Source organism: Parapedomonas caeni (assembly GCF_041060555.1).
Lineage (GTDB): Bacteria > Pseudomonadota > Alphaproteobacteria > Sphingomonadales > Sphingomonadaceae > CAUJIW01.
In genome coordinates this window covers 18,626-30,198 of sequence record NZ_JBEUDS010000032.1, presented here as the reverse complement: position 1 = coordinate 30,198, position 11,573 = coordinate 18,626, and the positions used below count along the sequence as shown (strand labels likewise).

At 70.3% G+C, this 11,573-nt stretch carries 20 protein-coding genes; 10 read left to right on the top strand and 10 right to left on the bottom strand.

From position 1 onward, the window contains the following. The 6 genes from ABU113_RS15890 to ABU113_RS15865 form a co-directional block, all read left to right on the top strand. The coding region (locus ABU113_RS15890) for a hypothetical protein (RefSeq protein WP_454560454.1) at positions 1 to 358 on the top strand (358 nt) is incomplete at its 5' end. A gap of 17 nt (positions 359 to 375) precedes the next feature. After that, positions 376 to 765, top strand: coding sequence for a head decoration protein (locus ABU113_RS15885; protein WP_454560453.1), 390 nt, complete (start codon positions 376 to 378; stop codon positions 763 to 765). Positions 766 to 860: 95 nt separating this feature from the next. After that, a complete protein-coding gene (locus tag ABU113_RS15880) occupies positions 861 to 1,883 on the top strand; it encodes a major capsid protein (protein WP_454560452.1) in 1,023 nt (340 codons plus the stop codon). A 2-nt stretch (positions 1,884 to 1,885) separates the two neighbouring features. Further along, positions 1,886 to 2,200, top strand: coding sequence for a head-tail joining protein (locus tag ABU113_RS15875; protein ID WP_188236038.1), 315 nt, complete (start codon positions 1,886 to 1,888; stop codon positions 2,198 to 2,200). Continuing rightward, a complete protein-coding gene (locus ABU113_RS15870) occupies positions 2,197 to 2,838 on the top strand; it encodes a DUF6441 family protein (RefSeq protein WP_188236037.1) in 642 nt (213 codons plus the stop codon). Before ABU113_RS15875 ends, ABU113_RS15870 begins: the two co-directional genes overlap by 4 nt. A gap of 19 nt (positions 2,839 to 2,857) precedes the next feature. Then, positions 2,858 to 3,289 (top strand): hypothetical protein, encoded by a 432-nt coding sequence (locus ABU113_RS15865; RefSeq protein WP_027443815.1) that lies wholly within the window; start codon positions 2,858 to 2,860, stop codon positions 3,287 to 3,289. 149 nt (positions 3,290 to 3,438) lie between these two features. Here the strand turns inward: ABU113_RS15865 and ABU113_RS15860 are convergent, their stop codons facing one another. The 6 genes from ABU113_RS15860 to ABU113_RS15835 all read right to left on the bottom strand — a co-directional run bounded on the left by ABU113_RS15860 (position 3,439) and on the right by ABU113_RS15835 (position 5,573). After that, entirely contained in the window at positions 3,439 to 3,741 is a 303-nt protein-coding gene (locus ABU113_RS15860; protein WP_027443816.1) for a HigA family addiction module antitoxin, read from the bottom strand. Beyond that, entirely contained in the window at positions 3,741 to 4,025 is a 285-nt protein-coding gene (locus ABU113_RS15855) for a type II toxin-antitoxin system RelE/ParE family toxin (RefSeq protein ID WP_027443817.1), read from the bottom strand. The genes ABU113_RS15860 and ABU113_RS15855 overlap by 1 nt, the downstream gene beginning before the upstream one ends. A 120-nt stretch (positions 4,026 to 4,145) precedes the next feature. After that, on the bottom strand, positions 4,146 to 4,340 hold the full coding sequence (locus tag ABU113_RS15850; protein WP_027443818.1) for a hypothetical protein: 195 nt from the start codon (positions 4,338 to 4,340) through the stop codon (positions 4,146 to 4,148). Positions 4,341 to 4,343: 3 nt separating this feature from the next. Further along, positions 4,344 to 5,051, bottom strand: coding sequence for a DUF3489 domain-containing protein (locus tag ABU113_RS15845; RefSeq protein WP_188236036.1), 708 nt, complete (start codon positions 5,049 to 5,051; stop codon positions 4,344 to 4,346). A 23-nt stretch (positions 5,052 to 5,074) separates the two neighbouring features. After that, the gene (locus ABU113_RS15840) at positions 5,075 to 5,290 is read right to left on the bottom strand and encodes a hypothetical protein (RefSeq protein WP_027443820.1); all 216 of its coding nucleotides are present in this window, start codon (positions 5,288 to 5,290) and stop codon (positions 5,075 to 5,077) included. Positions 5,291 to 5,309: 19 nt separating this feature from the next. Continuing rightward, entirely contained in the window at positions 5,310 to 5,573 is a 264-nt protein-coding gene (locus tag ABU113_RS15835; protein WP_036857850.1) for a hypothetical protein, read from the bottom strand. Between the two features lie 170 nt (positions 5,574 to 5,743). Between ABU113_RS15835 and ABU113_RS15830 the strand changes: the two genes are divergently transcribed. The 3 genes from ABU113_RS15830 (at position 5,744) to ABU113_RS15820 (ending at position 7,695) form a co-directional block, all read left to right on the top strand. Further along, positions 5,744 to 7,015: a phage tail tube protein gene (locus tag ABU113_RS15830; protein WP_188236035.1), complete on the top strand. Its 1,272-nt coding sequence runs from the start codon at positions 5,744 to 5,746 to the stop codon at positions 7,013 to 7,015. A 15-nt stretch (positions 7,016 to 7,030) separates the two neighbouring features. Further along, complete coding sequence (locus tag ABU113_RS15825) at positions 7,031 to 7,468, top strand: hypothetical protein (RefSeq protein ID WP_188236034.1); 438 nt, start codon at positions 7,031 to 7,033, stop codon at positions 7,466 to 7,468. Between the two features lie 71 nt (positions 7,469 to 7,539). Further along, the gene (locus ABU113_RS15820) at positions 7,540 to 7,695 is read left to right on the top strand and encodes a DUF7697 family protein (RefSeq protein ID WP_223181244.1); all 156 of its coding nucleotides are present in this window, start codon (positions 7,540 to 7,542) and stop codon (positions 7,693 to 7,695) included. Positions 7,696 to 7,703: 8 nt separating this feature from the next. Here ABU113_RS15820 and ABU113_RS15815 read toward each other — a convergent pair whose 3' ends face one another. Beyond that, the gene (locus ABU113_RS15815; protein ID WP_188236033.1) at positions 7,704 to 8,084 is read right to left on the bottom strand and encodes a type II toxin-antitoxin system VapC family toxin; all 381 of its coding nucleotides are present in this window, start codon (positions 8,082 to 8,084) and stop codon (positions 7,704 to 7,706) included. Then, positions 8,084 to 8,296, bottom strand: a complete 213-nt coding sequence (locus ABU113_RS15810; RefSeq protein WP_188236032.1) for an AbrB/MazE/SpoVT family DNA-binding domain-containing protein — start codon at positions 8,294 to 8,296, stop codon at positions 8,084 to 8,086. Before ABU113_RS15810 ends, ABU113_RS15815 begins: the two co-directional genes overlap by 1 nt. A 72-nt stretch (positions 8,297 to 8,368) precedes the next feature. On the opposite strand from ABU113_RS15810, the gene ABU113_RS15805 reads away from it, so the two are divergent. Next, entirely contained in the window at positions 8,369 to 10,882 is a 2,514-nt protein-coding gene (locus ABU113_RS15805; protein ID WP_336920622.1) for a phage tail tape measure C-terminal domain-containing protein, read from the top strand. 7 nt (positions 10,883 to 10,889) lie between these two features. On the opposite strand, the gene ABU113_RS15800 is transcribed toward ABU113_RS15805, so the two are convergent. Both ABU113_RS15800 and ABU113_RS15795 read right to left on the bottom strand, forming a co-directional pair. After that, positions 10,890 to 11,315 (bottom strand): type II toxin-antitoxin system VapC family toxin, encoded by a 426-nt coding sequence (locus ABU113_RS15800; RefSeq protein ID WP_188236030.1) that lies wholly within the window; start codon positions 11,313 to 11,315, stop codon positions 10,890 to 10,892. Next, complete coding sequence (locus tag ABU113_RS15795) at positions 11,315 to 11,560, bottom strand: FitA-like ribbon-helix-helix domain-containing protein (RefSeq protein WP_188236029.1); 246 nt, start codon at positions 11,558 to 11,560, stop codon at positions 11,315 to 11,317. The genes ABU113_RS15800 and ABU113_RS15795 overlap by 1 nt, the downstream gene beginning before the upstream one ends. Between the last annotated feature and the right edge of the window lie 13 nt (positions 11,561 to 11,573).

Sequence of the window (11,573 nt, the reverse complement as noted above, 5' to 3'; positions counted from 1 at the left end):
GTCCGATCCGGAAACTCTCGGAACGCCGCAACCAGCGGCGCCCGCCGCGCCGCCGGAGGCGACGGAGGCGCAGACGGATCAAACGGCCGAGCGGCTGCGCGCCGAATATGCGGAGATCGCCGCCATCGCCGCCCAAGGCGCCCGGCTGGGGGTCGCCATCGACGCCGCCGACGCCATGGCGAAAGGGGTGGCGCCGCACGCGCTGCGAAGCTCCATCCTCGATGCCCTCGCGGCACGCGCCGAGGCGAGCTCTGTGGTCGCCGTGGGGCCGTCACCGGCCGGCTCGCCGGCCTCGAACGGCGGCGAAAGCCCCATTGTGCGTCGTGCGCGTGAGCGCGCCTCGGCCAACCGCAGCTGACGACAAGGAGGATCATCATGACCGTTCTCACCATGTCGCCGACCCTCGGCGACCTGCTCAAATACGAGCTCAACGCGAGCTACTGCCGCGAGACCGTCACGCTCAAGGCCGGAACGAGCTATGCACTCGGTTCCGTGCTCGGGCGGATCACCGCCTCAGGCAAGTACCGACTTGCGCCGGCGGCCCAGGTTGTCGGTGACGAGGGCGCGGAAGTCGCAAGCGCCGTTCTGACCGAGGCGGTCGACGCCACGGCCGGTGACAGGACCGGCCTCGTCATCGCCCGCGGGCCCGCGATCGTTTCCAGGGCGGCGCTCGTCTTCGACGCCTCCGTCGATGACGCGGCCAAGGCGGCCGCCAAACACGCCGAACTGAGTTCTGCGGGCATCGTGCCGCGCGACACCGCCTGATCTTCACGTTTCCCCTCTGACTCTCTGACCGGCTCCGAGGCGTCCGCCTTCGGGGCCTTTTTCATGCCCGTTCAATCCCAAGGAGACCCGACCCCATGGTCGCCATGATCAACCCGTTCGACGCGGGCGGCTACTCGCTCGCCGAGATGACCCAGGCCATCAACATCCTGCCCAATGTCTACACCCGGCTCGGGCAGATGGGCCTGTTCCGCTTCGATGGCATCACCCAGCGCTCCGTCGTCATCGAGCAGGCCGAGGGCGTGCTCAACCTCCTGCCCACCGTGCCGCTGGGCGGTCCCGCCACCGTCGCCAATCGCGACACGCGCTCCATGCGCTCCTTCACGGTGCCCTGGATCCCGCACGACGACGTGATCACGCCGCAGGATATCCAGGGCGTGCGCGGTTTCGGCGTCGCCGACGCCGCCGATCCGCTCGCCACCCTCATGGAGCGCAAGCTCACCCGCATGCGGGTCAAGCACGCCCAGACGCGCGAGTACATGGAGGTCAACGCGCTGCGCGGCATCGTCAGGGATGGCGCCGGCACCACGCTCTACAACTACTTCACCGAGTTCGGGCTGGCGCAGCAGGAGACGGACTTCCTGCTCGGCACCGCCGGCACCCAGGTCCAGGGCAAGGTGCGCGACGTGCTCAGGAAGATCGAGACCGAGCTCAAGGGCGAGACCATGACCGGTGTGCTCGCGCTCGTCAGTCCTGAGTTCTTCGACAGGCTGATCGGTCACGCCAAGGTCGAGGAGGCCTACAAGTACTATTCCTCGACCGGGGCGCAGCCGCTGCGCGAGGACACGCGCCGGCGCTTCCCCTTCGCCGGGATCGTGTTCGAGGAGTACAATGCCACCGTCACCCTCTCGACCGGCGCAACGGAAACGCTGATCCCCTCCGGCGAAGGCATCGCCTTCCCGCTTGGCACGCTCGACACTTTCGTCACCTACGGTGCGCCTGCCAACCTGATCGAGACCGTGAATACGGTCGGCTTGCCCATCTACGCGCGGCAGATCGCCCGGCCCGATGGCAGTGCGATCGAGGTCAAGACCGAGGCGTCGATCCTGCCTGTCAACAAGCGCCCGCGGCTCGCGGTGCGCATCTTCTCGAGCAACTGAGCATGAGCCCCTTCGCGGAGGCCATCGACGATCTCTTCGCCGATCCCAACCTTGCGCGCGATGGCCTCTGGCGGGCGGGCGGCAGCGGTGCGCCTGTGCCGGTGCGGGTGGTGCTGCGCCGTCCCGACCGGGTGGTTGGCTGGGGCGAGACCCGCCTGCACGCGCCGACCGCGCTTGCCGATCTGCGCATGGCCGAGGTGCCGCTGCTTTCTGCCGGCGACACGATCGAAGTCGCAGGCGAGACGTGGATCGTGCAGGGCGAACCGCTCGGCGATGCCGAGCGCCTCGTCTGGACGGCGGAGCTGCGCGGGCCATGAGGCTTGAGCTTACCACCATCGGCGATCTCAGGCAGATCATGGCCGAGGAGGTCGCCGCGGCCGAGCAGGCGGTGAGCGGCGCCGTCGCCGAGGCGACCGGCGGGCTCAAGGACGAGCTGCGCGCGCAGGTGACAGGCGCGGGGCTGGGAACGCGGCTGGCGCGCACCTGGCGCGGACAGGTCTGGCCCAAGGGCGAGGCGAGCCTCGGGGCGGCGGGGCTGGTGTGGTCGAAGGCGCCGCTGATCATCCGCGGCCATGCCGAGGGCGCGCTGATCCGCGCGCGGCATGCCACCTTCCTTGCCATTCCGACCGAGGCGGCCAGGGCGATGCGTGCCGGCGGGCGGCGGCTGACCCCGCGGCTGTGGGAGCAGCGCATGGGCCAGCCCCTGCGCTTCGTGCCGGGACGAGCGGGCCGGCCGGCGCTGCTGGTCGGCGAGAACCTGCGCGCGCGCAGCGGCCGGCGCGGCGGCTATGCCCGCGCGAGTACTACGGCGATGCGCACCGGTCACGGACTGGTGAGCGTGGTGCTGTTCGTGCTGGTGCCGCAGGTGCGCCTCAGCAAACGGCTCGATGTGGGCGGCGCGGCCGAGCGCTGGATCGCCCGGCTCGAGGACCGCATCGTGCGGCGCTGGAACTGACGACGATCGGGAAGATGCCATGTCGAAGCGGGAGGCCATCCTTGCCGCGCTCGCCGCGCAGCTCGGCGCTCGGCTGTCAGCGCCGGTGCGGCGCAATGCCGCACTACCGGAGAAGGTGCCGGCAGAGGGGCTCGTCATCCTGCGCGACGGCGAGCCCGGCGAGCCCGAGGTGACGCTGAACCCGCGGCGCGAATGGTACCGCCACCGCATCGAGCTCGAGGCCTATATGTCCCAGCCTGCCGGTGGCGGCGGCGAGGCGGGGCTCGATGCCCTGCTTGGCGCGATCGGCGCCGCGCTCACGGCAGACGAGACGCTCGGCGGGCTGGCCGAGACGCTCGTCCCCTCCGCCCCGGAGATCGGCGTGCTGGCCATCGAGGGCGCCGCACCGCTGCTCAGCGCGAGGATCGTGCTGACCGCCGAATATCTGGTCAGCGATCCGCTCGGCGGCTGAGCGGCAGACGGTCAGGCAATTGGGCAGAATGGGCGCGTCATGAGGCCCGAAAAGCAGGGGCCTCCCGAAGAGGCCCCGCGCCCAGCGGTCGAAACCACCGGAGGTGCGGCGGCGTCATAAGGCAATGTCCCGGCAACGTCCATGAGCGATCAGGCCGCGGGGCGCAGGTCCTCGACCACGATCTCGTCGGCCCGTGCGCGGGCACGCGCCATGTCGTGAGCCGTCTGCATGCGCATGAGCGTCTCGGCCCGGATACCGAAGGCCTTCTCGAAGCGGATCGCCATCTCGGCCGACAGCGCGGCCCGCCCGTTGAGCAGGCTGCTCAGCGCCTGGCGCGAGACATGGAAGCTGCGCGCCAGCCGATTGATGCTCACCCCGTAAGGCGTGAGCACCTCGTGCCGCAGCCATTCGCCGGGATGAACCGCCAAGGAGGGATGCATGGAAAGCGCCATCAGTGGTAATCCTCCAGATCGACTTCGGCGATGGTGTAGGCATCGCGCTTCACAAAGGTCAGCCGCCAGTTGCGGGTCACGCTCATGGCCCAGCGTCCGGCCTTGTCGCCGCTGAGCGGATGCAACCCGAAATTGGGCGGAAGCGCCAGTTCTTCGAAGCTTGCCGCAGCATCGATGAAGGCGAGCATCCGCCGGATCCGCGCGACATCGCCGACAAGGCCCTTGGGATCGCCCGTCTCGAAAAAACGGCGAAGGCCCTTGTGGACGATGCTTTCGATCTCCATGACCCACCCTGTCAAGCCTTGCTTGACATGTCAAGTCAGGCTTGTCGAGTCAGCCCGTCGGAGTCCACCTGCTTCAGCCGCACGATCCCGAGCAGCGTCTCCCTGAGCGTCTCGCTCGCCCTAGCGGCTGGCGCTGGCGGTGGGACCGACGCGCAGGGCCCCGGCGTGGCCGACGTGGTAGTGCCAGCCCTGCGGCGCCTTGGGATGGCTGCAGGTGGGCACGGTGGTGCGCTGCGTGGCCGCTTCGGGCACACGGCGCTCGCCCGCGGCGAGGAGAGCGGCGAGCAGACGGTCGTGCAGCTTGGCCTTGGCCATGGCTCAGCCTGCCGCTGCCAGACGATAGACCCGGCCCCGGCCCTCCTCCTTCTGCGAGGAGACGGCAAGGCCGAGGCGGCGGGGGAGCGCATGGGAGAGCGCGGCGCGCACGGTGTGGGGCTGCCAGCCCAGCGCGGCGCTGATCTCGGCCACGCTGGCGCCTTCGGGCGCCTCGAGCATGGCGATGAGCGCGGCCTGCTTGGTGCCTTGGCGAACGCGGCGCGGCGGCGCAGCGGCAGGCGGGGCGTTGACCGTTGCGGTCTCCGGTTCGGGATCGCACACATGGCAGCGGGTGGTGTGCTCCAGCTCGGTGCCGGCCTGATGCCGGTGGCGGCCCGCACCATCGCAGTGCGGACAGCCAGTCGCCGTTGGCGCTGCGGCATCGGGCGCGGCGCTGGTCTCCTGCGGGCCATCCGGTTCCGGTTCCGGCGCGATCCCGATCGCGGCAAGGCCTGCGTGGGTGATGTGGAGCAGGGTGGCGCGGCCGTCCTCGTCGTTGCGCCAGAAGGCGTTGCACGCAGGATCCGCCTTGGCCCAGCTCTTGGTGACGGTCTCGGCGATCAGCCCGCGACGCTTGAGCGCTTCCACCACCCGCGCGGCGTTGCGCGCGCGCAGGCCGCCGGAAAGGCTGGCGGGGAGCGGCAGGAGATTGCCATCCTCGCGCTGCGCGGCTGCGGCGAGCACCACGAGCTGCGTGTCGGAGAGTTTCATGATGCTGTTCCTTCCCTGTCCTGTCAGATGAACCCGACCCAGCCATTCCATGCCCGGCCATGGGTGATGACGTCCCCGGTCTGGCTGTCGGTCACCCGACCGTGGATGGTGCGGCGCGACGAGGCGGACGCTGCTTCGAGCGCCTCATGCAGCGCACGTCGCGCGTCGATATGGTCGCTGAAAGCCGCAAGCTCGCGGCTGCGGCGACGGCTTTCGATTGTGACCACATAGCGGGGCATGGCTTGGTCTCCCTGCCTCTCAGCCTTCGATCCCGAGGAAGCGGGCGACCTCGCGCAGCTGGTTGCGGGCGTGGGCGATGCTGCCGACATGGGCCCAGTTCACGCTCTCGGGCGCGGCATGGAAGTGCTCGTCGCTCAGCGCCCGCAGCTGGCCCAGCAGCGTGTCGATCTCGGCCTTGACGGCGATGAAGGCGGAAAGGGCCTGTTGCTGATTGCGGCGGGCCCCGTCGGCGCACCCCCCGTCGGCGCGGGCCTCATGGCGGGCGGTGGTGGTCTGGCTCATGGCTTGGTCTCCCTTGCGATGCACGTCCGCAACTCGCGGCGTGTCATCCTGTTCGCTCTGTCCGCGCTGCTTATCAACTCACCAAGCACATGATTTGGAACAATAATCCTGTCCCGCGCGCGCATGGCCCGCGCGGCATTCCCGTCCCCCAGTCCTGCCGGAGATGACCCATGCCCAAACTGCGTGCCTATGGCGCGGACGCGACGCTGAAGATCGCCCGCGAGACCAGCTATGGCGTGATGCCATCGAGCGGCTGGCGCAGCCTCGACTTCCGCTCGACCGACCTGTCCGCGATGCAGCCGCTCGGCGAGGATCCGCTGCTCGGGCGCGGGCGCAATGCGCAGGATCCCTGGCGCGGCCTCGTCACCGACGAGGGGCAGATCGATGTGCCGATCGACCTGCGCGGCACCGGCTTCTGGCTGACCGCGCTGTTCGGCCTGCCCGTCACCAGCAATGTGGCCGCGCGCGGATCGATCACCTTCGCCGCCAACCCTGCCGCGGGGCAGACGATCACGCTCAACGGGGTGGTGTGGACCTTCGTCACCGGCACGCCGGGGGCGCTGCAGACCCAGATCCAGGCGACCGTGACCCAGACCATCGACCAGCTGGTCACCAATCTCAACGCCTCGGCCAATCCCGAGATCAGCAAGTGCACCTACAGCCGTCCGGCCAGCACCCAGCGGCTCGAGATCGTCTTCGATACGGCCGGGCCTTCTGGCAATGCCTTCACCATCGCCGCCTCGCATGCTTCGCCCTCGGGTCCGCGGCTCACCGGTGGCGGGCATGAGCACCTCTGGCAGAGCGGGGCCGACGAGATCCCGAGCCACACGATCGAGATCGGCCATCCCAAGCTCACCACCCCGGTGTTCTTCCGCCATCTCGGCACCATGGCCGAAAGCATCGAGTTCGAGCTCGGCCAGGACGGCCCGGCCAATGCCCGCCTGCAGCTGGTGGCGCAGGGCGAGGAGCGCTCCGCCACCACCGTCGATGCCGCGCCCGCCAGCTGGGCGCCGCGGCGCTTCGCCCAGGCGCGCGGCTTCGTGCGCCGCGGTGGGCAGCCGCTCGCCGGGGTCACCGGCGGCAGTCTCACCTTCTCCAACAGTCTCGAGCGTATCCGCACGATCCGCGATGACGGCAAGATCGATGCCGCCGATCCGACGCTGGCCACCGCCAGCGGCACGCTGGCGCTGCGCTTCGATGGGGCGACGCTCATGGGCGAGGCGAGCGATGGCGATCCGGTCGCGCTCGAATATGGCCTCACCATGCCCGAGGGCTATGCCCTGCGCTTCGAGCTGCCGCGGGTGTTCCTGCCGCGCAGCAAATACGCGATCAGCGGCCCCGGCGGGGTCGAGGCCCGCTACGAGTGGCGCGCCGCCTTCGACGAGGCCGAGGGCACCATGCTGCGCGCCCGCCTGCTCAACGATGTCGCCAGCTATGCGTAAGGAGGAGTGTTCCCGATGATCCGTCTCGATCTTGCCCGCGCGCCGTTCTGGCTCGATCTCGGCCATGGGGTGCGCCTGCTGGTCGCGCCGCTCACCACCGCGCTGATGGCCGCCGCGCGCAGCGATCCGCTGGTCGCCGGCCTTGGCGAGGGCGCTTCGAACGAGGCGCTTGCGGTGGCCATGGCCAAGGCGCTGGCGCGGCTCGCGGTGCGCGACTGGGAAGGGGTGGGCGATGCCGATGGCAATCCCCTGGCCGTGAGCGGCGATGGCCTCGATGCCCTGCTCGACCTCCTGCCCTTCTTCGAGGCCTTCCAGCTCGGCTATGTTGCGAAGGGCCTGCTGCTGGAGGAGGAAAAAAACGCCTCGCACGGCTCGCCGAGTGGCACTTCGGCGGAGGCGAGCGCTATTGCCGCGCCTGCAGCACCACCTGCGCCCAGTGCCCTGCCGTCCTGAACCGACCGCACACGCTCGAGGGCGCTCTGGTCTGGGATCTGGCGCAGCGCCTCGTCGGCCAGCTGCGCGCCGTGCCGGGCGCGGTCCTTGGCCTCGACCTCGCCGCCGCGCTCGCCATGGCCGAGGCGCTCGGCATCGATGCCCGCGCGGCGGCCGAGTTCCTGCCCGCGATCGAGGCGATGATGGTGCGCGGGATCAATGCGCAGATGGCCGCGGAGAGGGGCTGAGCAGACACCTATTGGGGGCGTTTGGCGAAGAATTGCACGTCATCGAGACCCTCGAAATGGGCATCGCAGGTCAGCAGGCGCGCGCCATGGATGCGCGCGCTTGCCAGCATGACGGCATCGGCGGTGGCCAGACGATGCTCGCGGCAAAGCTCGGCTGCCAGCAGCGCGATGTGGGTGTCGAGCGTCACGACCTGGCAGGTCTGGGTGAAGGCGATGGTGCGATCGGCCGCGTCCTCGTCAACCTCGCGGGTGAGCCATTTGGCAAGCTCGAGCTGGACCATGGTGGGAACCAGCCAGCGATCCGGCTCCGGCAGCAGCGGGGCAAGGCGCTTTCCCGTTGCCGAGCCGACCAGCCATTCGATCCAGGCCGAAGTATCGACCAGGATCATCAGGTCCTGTCCGCCCGGTCGCGGAAATCCTCGGTTCTGGCGCCCTTGGCCATGCCTTCGAGGTCCGCCTTGCTCGGCACCGGCATGAGCAGGATGCCCGAGCCCTTGGGAATGAAGGCAAACTTCAGCCCCGCCCGCCAGTGCTGGGCCGAGCGGATCGCCTTGGGGATGCTGATCTGGAACTTCGAGGAAAGGGTTGCGGTCTCGGCCATCGGCTTGCTCCTGATTGATCGATCAAAGGAACGTAAGAAAAGCATTCTGACAAGGCAAGGATATCCCGACCCATGGCTGACAAACGCGTCTCGGTTCGGCTTGCGGTGGTGGGCGGGCGCGAGGTGCGCGCGGAGCTGGCCGGGATCGGCGAGGCCGGCGAGCGCAGCACGCAGCGCCTTGCGCGGGGGATGGATGCGGCGGGCGAGCGCACGGCCGCGCTGCAGGCGCGCATCCGGATCGCGGCCGCCGCCATGGCCGCGGCCTTTGCCGCCGGTGTGGTGACCATGGTGCGCTCCGGCCTCGAGCTCATCGACAGCCAAGCCAAGCTTGCCCAATCGATCGGCACCACGGTGGCCAGTGTGCAGACGCTGCAATGGGCGGGCGAGCTGGCCGGCGTGTCGATGGGCGAGATCGAGCAGGCCACCTTCCAGCTCACCCGGCGCCTGAGCGAGGCGGCGGCCGGCAGCGGCGCAGCGGTGGGCGCCCTGCAGCGCCTGCGCCTTTCGGCCGCCGCGCTCCAGGCCCTGCCGGTCGATCGGCGCATCATCGCCATCCGCGAGGCGCTCGAGCGCTTCGTGCCGCCGGCCGAGCGGGCGGCGGTGGCGAGCGACCTGTTCGGCAACCGCGCCGCGCTGGCATTCATGCGGATCGATACGGCCACGCTCCAGCAGGCGACCCGCGACGTCGCCGACTTCGGCGTGGCGGTCTCCCAGAGCGATGCCGCGGCGATCGAGGAGGCGGGCGATGCCATCGCAAGGCTGCAGCTGGTCTGGCAGGGGCTGGTCAACCAGCTGACCGTGGCCGCCGCCCCGGTGCTCATCGCCATCGCCGATGGGCTGGCCGCGCTGGCGCGGCGCAGCGGCGTGGTGGGCCAGGCGATCGGGCTGCTGATCGACAATATCGGCCGGCTGGTGGCGACCGGGCTTGTCCTGGCCGCCTTCATGGCCGGGCGCTGGGTGGCGAGCCTGGCGGCGGCCGCGCTCGCGACCGGCAGCCTTGCCACCGGGCTGGTGGTGCTGCGCGGCGCGCTGGCGCGCACGGGCATCGGCCTCGTGATCGTGGCGGCGGGCGAGCTGGTCTACCAGTTCTCCCGGCTCGTGCAGGGCGCGGGCAGCTTCGGCGAGGCCCTGGCGCTGCTCGGCGATCTCGCGCGCGAGGTGTGGGAGCGCATGGGCCTCCTCGCTGAGGTGGCCGGAGAGCGGATCGCCGCGGTCTGGCACGCGATCCGCGCCGCGGTGCTCGAGGCGCTCGATGGCGCGGTGCGCGGCGTGGTGGCCTTCGCCAACCGCACGGTCAACCTGTTCGAGGCCGCGCTGACTGCCGCGATTGCGATCTGGCAGCGCCTGCCGCAGGCGCTCGGCGATCTGGCGGTGCGCGCCGCCAATGCCCTGATCGGGGCGCTCGAGCGGATGCTGAACGCCGCCGTGCGCGGCATCAACCGCCTGCTCGCGGCGGCCAATGCCGGGCTCGACCTGTTGGGTTCCGAGCGGCGCATCGCGCTGGTGCCCGAGATCGACCTGCCGCGGATCGACAACCGCTTCGCCGGGGCCGCGGCGCGGGCCGGCAGTGCCGCAAGGCGCGCCTTTGCCGAGGCCTTCGCCGACGATCCCTTCGCCATGCCCGAAGGAATGGGGCGCATGGCGGGCGAGGCGCGAGAGCAAAGCGATGCGGCCTTTGCCCGCGCCGATGCCCTGCGCGCGCAGGCGCTCGCGCCGCTCGCCGCGCTCGAGGCGCTGGGCGAGGCGATGCAGCAGGCCGACCGCAGGATCGGCGAGGCTGGCGAGGCCGCCGCCATGCTCGACGAGCGCCTCGAGGCGATCGGTGGCGGCGGCAATGCGGCTGCGGCCGGGGGCGGCAACGGCGGATCGGCTGGCCGAGAGCCCGGCGGCGGCGCCGAGGGTTCGGCCGAGCGCGCGGGGCGTGCTTCGCGCGAGGCCGGAGAGGTGATCACGCAGGCGGCCGAGCAGGCCGCGCGCGGCTGGGCGGCGGTACGCGAGGAACTGGCGCGCTATGCCGAGGAGGCGGCCAACTGGGGCAAGGGGCTGGGCCAGGCGCTGACCGGCGCCCTGCGCTCGGCCGAGGATGCCTTCGCCCGCTTCGTGACCACCGGCAAGCTCGACTTTCGCGGGCTGATCGACTCGATCCTTGCCGATCTCGCCCGGCTGGTGTTCCGCCAGGCGGTGACCGAGCCGCTCGCGCGCATGTTCTCGCAAGGGCTGGATCTTGGCAACCTCTTCGGCTCGCTGTTCGGTTCGATCTTCCATGCCGGCGGGGTGGTGGGCGCGCCCGCGCCGATGCGGCGGGTGCCCGCGCTTGCCTTCGCTGCCGCGCCGCGGCTCCATGGCGGCGGGGTGGCCGGGCTCGGCCCGCACGAGGTGCCCGCGATCCTCGAGCGCGGCGAGGTGGTGCTCACCCGCCGCCAGGCCGCCAAGCTCGCCGGGCAGCTCTCCGAGCGGGCCGCAGCGGGCGATGTGGTGATCAACTTCAACGGGCCGGTGAGCAATCGCGAGGAGGTGCGCCGCTCAGCCGCGCAGGCCGGCGCCCGCCTCGCGCGCATGCTCAGCGAGGGGCGGCGGGGGGTCTGAGGCTCGGTCAAGGCAAGACGGACCAGGGATTTACGAGGTTCACACCGGTATCCTCGAAATGCCTGACGTTACGCGTCGCCAGCATGGTCTTGCGCGCCAGCGCGATGCCGGCGATCTGCACGTCACGGATTTCGATCGGCTTTCCTTGCTGACGCCTGCGCGCGGCGAGGCGGGCAGCGGCATCGGCTGCACCCTCGTCGAAGGGAAGAACCCGTCCCTCGAGGTCGGAAGCCAGAACCAGGTCGAAGGCTTCCTCAAGCGAACGGCGCCTGCGGCTCTCGCTCAGAAGCTCGATGCCGAAGCGGATTTCGAAGGCCGTGATGGTCGAGGTCCAGATCGAGCCGGATGGCAAGCTGTCGAGCCAGGCAATGATCGCCGGATCCGGTTCGTCGCGCATCAGAGCCGAGACGACGTTGGTATCGAGCAGGATCATCAGTCGAACACGGCTGGCTGTGCCATCTCACCGCGCAGCTCGGGAATGTCCTGCTTGAGTCCCAGGCCGGCAAAGCGGGCGGCGATGCGCGAACCGAGCGGGATGTCGGGCACATCCTCCTCAAGTGCCGCACGCCGCAGGATGCAGCGCACTTCCTCTTCCGTGCTGCGGCCATGGCGCCGGGCCCGTTTCTGCAGCCGCCGTTTGACCTCTTCATCGAGATTGCGAACCACCAGTTGAGCCATCGCATGCCTCCTT

Bases quoted from the DNA above. Each gene is read 5' to 3' on its own strand.
- ABU113_RS15885 (WP_454560453.1), top strand. From the start codon at position 376: ATGACCGTTCTCACCATGTCGCCGACCCTCGGCGACCTGCTCAAATAC.
- ABU113_RS15880 (WP_454560452.1), top strand. From the start codon at position 861: ATGGTCGCCATGATCAACCCGTTCGACGCGGGCGGCTACTCGCTCGCC.
- ABU113_RS15875 (WP_188236038.1), top strand. From the start codon at position 1,886: ATGAGCCCCTTCGCGGAGGCCATCGACGATCTCTTCGCCGATCCCAAC.
- ABU113_RS15870 (WP_188236037.1), top strand. From the start codon at position 2,197: ATGAGGCTTGAGCTTACCACCATCGGCGATCTCAGGCAGATCATGGCC.
- ABU113_RS15865 (WP_027443815.1), top strand. From the start codon at position 2,858: ATGTCGAAGCGGGAGGCCATCCTTGCCGCGCTCGCCGCGCAGCTCGGC.
- ABU113_RS15860 (WP_027443816.1), bottom strand. From the start codon at position 3,741: ATGGCGCTTTCCATGCATCCCTCCTTGGCGGTTCATCCCGGCGAATGG.
- ABU113_RS15855 (WP_027443817.1), bottom strand. From the start codon at position 4,025: ATGGAGATCGAAAGCATCGTCCACAAGGGCCTTCGCCGTTTTTTCGAG.
- ABU113_RS15850 (WP_027443818.1), bottom strand. From the start codon at position 4,340: ATGGCCAAGGCCAAGCTGCACGACCGTCTGCTCGCCGCTCTCCTCGCC.
- ABU113_RS15845 (WP_188236036.1), bottom strand. From the start codon at position 5,051: ATGAAACTCTCCGACACGCAGCTCGTGGTGCTCGCCGCAGCCGCGCAG.
- ABU113_RS15840 (WP_027443820.1), bottom strand. From the start codon at position 5,290: ATGCCCCGCTATGTGGTCACAATCGAAAGCCGTCGCCGCAGCCGCGAG.
- ABU113_RS15835 (WP_036857850.1), bottom strand. From the start codon at position 5,573: ATGAGCCAGACCACCACCGCCCGCCATGAGGCCCGCGCCGACGGGGGG.
- ABU113_RS15830 (WP_188236035.1), top strand. From the start codon at position 5,744: ATGCCCAAACTGCGTGCCTATGGCGCGGACGCGACGCTGAAGATCGCC.
- ABU113_RS15825 (WP_188236034.1), top strand. From the start codon at position 7,031: ATGATCCGTCTCGATCTTGCCCGCGCGCCGTTCTGGCTCGATCTCGGC.
- ABU113_RS15815 (WP_188236033.1), bottom strand. From the start codon at position 8,084: ATGATCCTGGTCGATACTTCGGCCTGGATCGAATGGCTGGTCGGCTCG.
- ABU113_RS15810 (WP_188236032.1), bottom strand. From the start codon at position 8,296: ATGGCCGAGACCGCAACCCTTTCCTCGAAGTTCCAGATCAGCATCCCC.
- ABU113_RS15805 (WP_336920622.1), top strand. From the start codon at position 8,369: ATGGCTGACAAACGCGTCTCGGTTCGGCTTGCGGTGGTGGGCGGGCGC.
- ABU113_RS15800 (WP_188236030.1), bottom strand. From the start codon at position 11,315: ATGATCCTGCTCGATACCAACGTCGTCTCGGCTCTGATGCGCGACGAA.
- ABU113_RS15795 (WP_188236029.1), bottom strand. From the start codon at position 11,560: ATGGCTCAACTGGTGGTTCGCAATCTCGATGAAGAGGTCAAACGGCGG.